We start from the raw sequence: 4,598 nt of genomic DNA, 5'->3' as shown, positions 1-4,598 counted from the left end.
TCCCTTGCATAATCTATCCATTTTTTTAATTCTTCCTTTGTAATAGTAGCTCCAGTGGGATTATTTGGAAAGCATAAATAGATAAGATCCACCTTCTCATCTGGAAGATCAGGAATAAAATTGTTTTCATAAGTACAATCCAAGTATTTTATATTGCTGTAACGACCATCTACTAAATCACCAGACCTCCCAGCCATAACATTTGTATCTAAGTACACTGGATACACAGGGTCAGGAATAGCCACCTTTGCATCATTTGAAAAGAGCTCTTGAAAATTACCAGTATCGCATTTTGCCCCATCACTTACAAATATCTCATCCTTAGAAATATCAACCCCTCTGTCATTAAAATCATATTTGGCTATTTTTTCACGCAGAAACTCATATCCCTGTTCAGGGCCATATCCCCTAAAAGTAGATGGATCACCCATCTCTTCAACAGCCTTTTTCATGGCGTGTATGCATACCTGGGGAAGAGGCAAAGTAACATCACCAATACCCATTCTTATGATCTCAGTATCTGGATTTTCCTTTTGAAATTCCTCTACCCTCTTTGCAATTTCAACAAACAAATAAGATTTTTGAAGTTTTAGAAAATTTTCATTCACAAATGCCATGAGAGATGACTCCTTTTTTTATCCCTTTTGTACTTTTTTGAAATCATTTAAGAATTTCTCAAGACCAATATCCGTAAGTGGGTGTGCTGCAAGCTTTTTAATTACCTTAAATGGAATTGTTGCTATATGTGCTCCATAGAGTGCCGCCTGTCTTACATGTTCTGGATGCCTTACACTTGCCACTATAATTTCGGTTTTAAAGTCATAATTTTTATAGACAGTAACTATTTCCTGGATCAAATCCATACCCTTTAGGCCAATATCATCCAACCTTCCAACAAAAGGACTCACATAGGAGGCTCCAATCTTTCCAACCAAAAGTGCCTGATTTAAAGAAAAGACCAGAGTCACATTTGTAGGAATACCTTCTTTTTCCAGAAAATATGAAGCCTTAATCCCTTCTTCTGTCATTGGTATTTTAATAACCACATTTGGCCCAAATTTCACAAGTTCCCTTGCCTCTTTAACCATGCCCTCAAAATCAGTTGAAAGCACTTCTAAACTAACAGGTCCATCTACTAGCTCACAGATCTTTTTTGCAATTTCATTAACATCTCCACCCTCTTTTGCCATAAGTGATGGATTTGTTGTAACTCCGTCAATGAGTCCCATTTTTTTTGCTTCTTCAATTTCCTTAATATTTGCCGTATCAATAAAAAACTTCATGTCAATACCCCCTTTTTTTTCGTGATTCGTAATTCGTAATTCGTGATTCGTAAATCGTGATTCGGAACTCATCTTATTTTATCACAAATCACTGTTCACGGTTATTGGTATATTGGTGTATTGGTGTATTGGTTCACTACTCTTCCCTCTTCCTGTTCCCTAATCACGAATCACCAATCACGAATTACGGTTATTGGTATATTGGTATATTGGTGTATTGGTTCACTATCTTCCCTCTTCCTGTTCCCTAATCACGAATCACGAATCACTAATCACTAATCACGGTTCCATAAAACGACCTGTTAAAGTAGTCTCATAACCTCCTAGGGCCTCAATTTTGGCCTTAAAGGAATCACTGGAAATTATTTCTAAAAGTGCTTTTATTTTTGGATCTTCTAAAAACTCCTTTAAAATAACCAGGTCATATCTTTCCCTAGCAACTTCTATAAAGTCAAGTCCCAATGCCTTGGCAGCTGCATAAATTCCCATTCCTACGTCAGCTGTGCCTGATAACACATTCACACCAATCTCCATATGGGTAAACTCTTCCCTATCATAACCATTTATATCTTCAGGCGATATATTATTTTTCTTCAGTAAATCATCAAACAATATCCTGGTTCCAGAGCCCTTTTGTCTATTTACAAAAACCACATCTTTTCTAATTAAATCCTTTACATCACAAATCCCTTTGGGATTTCCTTTTTTTACCATAAATCCCTGATGTCTAATTGCCAGATTAACCACTGCCACTTCTTTATCTGGTATGTATTTTTTTATAAAAGGGAAATTATAGTCACCAGATTCTGGATCATATAAATGGGATCCTGCAAAGTGGCATGAGCCTCTATTTAAGGCCACCAGTCCACCCACACTGCCAACATGAGTCGAAGATAGCCTTATTGGATTATCCCGTTTCATGAGTTCATTTTTAATGAGATCCAAGATATTGTCATGACTTCCAACACACATAAGGGTATTTTCTATTAAATTTAAATCAACCAAAAGTTCTGCGTCCACAATTGACCCTTCTTTTATCCCTTCTACATTTTCTGGTATCTCAATAATACCCTGAGCATTAACTAGGGTTGTGATCTGACTTGCTCCCCTTTTCATAGGATTTGCAACATATCTTTTTCCCACCCGAGCAATGGCGACCCTGATAAATTCTGTTTGCCCTAATTTTGATGGAAGTCTCCTGTTTAACATGACCTGTATTTTGGGCCTGGTCTCCATGGGTCTGGACACAATATGATATATCAATGGCTTTAGGAGTTTTTCAAAACAAATAACAGAGCTTACAGGATATCCAGGGGCACCTACCATTAATTTTTTATACTTATGGCTAAAGCCAAGGATACTGGGCTTTCCTGGCATTGCAGATATACCATGTACAATTACTTCTCCAAACCTCTCCATTGCCCGCCTGGAATAATCCTTATCTCCTGCAGATGACCCTGCCCCTATCACCACAATATGTGCATCTGATTCCAGTTCCCTGTATAGGGCCTCACATATTTTATCTAAATCGTCCTCAACTGGTGGGATTCTCTTCACAATACATCCCCACTTTTCTGCCATTGCCTTAAGCATCATTGAATTGCTCTCAATAACCTGTCCTATAGCTGGCTTAGGCCTACGCTCAAAGTCCAATACCTCATCTCCAGTTGGTATAATGGATATCTTTACTTTTTCCTTTACAAAGAGCTCATAAATTCCACCAGATAATAGAGCCCCAATATCATAGGGAGTAATCTGATGGTTTTGGGGGATTATCATCTCAGTTGCAACAATATCTTCACCAATTTTCCTCACATGTTGATAGGGATAAGCAGCCTTTTCAATAGACACATATTCATCGTCAATTTTTTGGACATATTCTATCATTATGACTGCGTCAAAGCCTTTGGGAATGGGATATCCTGTATTTACATATTGAAAGTCCCTGCCTTTTTTTAGTTTTATGGGATTTCCTTCTCTAGCGCCAAAGGTATCTTTGGCCCTAACACAAATCCCATCCATGGCTGCACTGTGATATGTGGGGGAGGAATATTTCGCATAAACAGGCCGTGATGTGATTCTATGAGTGGCCATATGAGTTGGGACAACCTCTTCTTTTAGTTGAATATCCATAACTTTCTTGATATTAAAAATTGCCTCTGGTATGGAAATTGTATTTAAATATATAGAACGTTTATCTCTCATGACACTCTTCCTTGGCTATTTTTTGAAAGGCAAAGGTAATCATTGTTGAGACTATTGGCAAGAAAATATCTTGGATAAAAAATGGCTAAATTTCAATTTAGACTTCAGCGCATACTTGATTATAGAGAACAAATTGAAGAACAGGCAAAAATGCGCCTGGCAAAAATACTATCTTTAATATCCCAAAAAAAAGAGCAAATAAATCAATATGAGCAAGAACTTGAACAAATTTCAAAAGTGATTTCAATGGGTAATTTGTCTGAACACTCTCTCTGGTTATACAAAGAATCTGAAAAAAATATTTTACTCTCTATTGACCAATTAAAAAAAGAGTTAAAAGATCTCTCTCAAAAAGCAGAAATTTTAAGGCAAGATCTTATCTTAAAAACCATTGAAAGGAAAAAATTGGAAAAATTAAAACAAAAAGACCATGAAAGGTTTATTTATGAAGAACAAAAAAGAGAACAAAAAGAAATCGATGAAATTTCCACGCTTAGATATGAAAAATCTCTTAATTAGTACTGTTACATTAATTATTATAACCTCTTTGGTGAAAACATCCTATTTAATATATAATCTTTCCATAAAAATTATTCCAGGACCACAAAAAACCAAGACCATACAACATCCTGTTTCACAAAAAAAGCATGCTCCAACTCCAGTTTTTACTGTGAAATCTGCCCAGGCAGCAGAACCAAAAAATGCTGATATTCCAAAGCCTTCAGACAAACTTTTAGCAAAGCAGTGGGAAAAATTAAGGGCAAAAGAACAGGAATTAAAAAGAAAAGAACAGGAACTAAAAAAACTGGAGAAAAAGATAGAAAAAAAACTGTTGGAACAAAAACAGCTTGCCAAAAAACTGGAACAACTAATAAACAGGGCAGAAGTTTTAAAAAACAAAAAGATCAAACACCTTGTACAGGTGTACTCTAATATGGATCCTGCAAGGGCTGCAAAGGTCTTAGAGACGCTTGACAAACAACTTGCTGTCAAAATAATGGCAGGCATGAAAGGTCGAATCGCTGGTGAAATCTTAACCAATATGGATCCCAAAAAAGCAGCTGAACTATCTGAAGCATTAACAGAATTCCAGACTCCTTTTGGTAAATA

At 36.4% G+C, this 4,598-nt stretch carries 5 protein-coding genes; 2 read left to right on the top strand and 3 right to left on the bottom strand.

The window, feature by feature from the left end:
* From ACY2V1_RS01430 to ACY2V1_RS01420, 3 genes are all read right to left on the bottom strand, one after another.
* The coding region (locus ACY2V1_RS01430; RefSeq protein ID WP_461833009.1) for an aminotransferase class I/II-fold pyridoxal phosphate-dependent enzyme at positions 1 to 617 on the bottom strand (617 nt) is incomplete at its 3' end.
* A gap of 18 nt (positions 618 to 635) precedes the next feature.
* Complete coding sequence (fsa, locus tag ACY2V1_RS01425; RefSeq protein ID WP_461833008.1) at positions 636 to 1,283, bottom strand: fructose-6-phosphate aldolase; 648 nt, start codon at positions 1,281 to 1,283, stop codon at positions 636 to 638.
* A 279-nt stretch (positions 1,284 to 1,562) separates the two neighbouring features.
* On the bottom strand, positions 1,563 to 3,488 hold the full coding sequence (locus ACY2V1_RS01420; protein ID WP_461833007.1) for a molybdopterin biosynthesis protein: 1,926 nt from the start codon (positions 3,486 to 3,488) through the stop codon (positions 1,563 to 1,565).
* Between the two features lie 81 nt (positions 3,489 to 3,569).
* On the opposite strand from ACY2V1_RS01420, the gene fliJ reads away from it, so the two are divergent.
* Positions 3,570 to 4,007, top strand: coding sequence for a flagellar export protein FliJ (fliJ, locus tag ACY2V1_RS01415; RefSeq protein ID WP_461833006.1), 438 nt, complete (start codon positions 3,570 to 3,572; stop codon positions 4,005 to 4,007).
* On the top strand, positions 3,934 to 4,598 hold a 665-nt coding region (locus ACY2V1_RS01410; protein WP_461833005.1), incomplete at its 3' end, for a MotE family protein. The genes fliJ and ACY2V1_RS01410, both read left to right, overlap by 74 nt.

The sequence above is a fragment of the Desulfothermus sp. genome (assembly GCF_053993635.1).
Note: the sequence above shows the minus strand (reverse complement) of the source record. Positions and strands in the feature narration are given on the sequence as shown.

Bases quoted from the DNA above. Each gene is read 5' to 3' on its own strand.
- fsa (WP_461833008.1), bottom strand. From the start codon at position 1,283: ATGAAGTTTTTTATTGATACGGCAAATATTAAGGAAATTGAAGAAGCA.
- ACY2V1_RS01420 (WP_461833007.1), bottom strand. From the start codon at position 3,488: ATGAGAGATAAACGTTCTATATATTTAAATACAATTTCCATACCAGAG.
- fliJ (WP_461833006.1), top strand. From the start codon at position 3,570: ATGGCTAAATTTCAATTTAGACTTCAGCGCATACTTGATTATAGAGAA.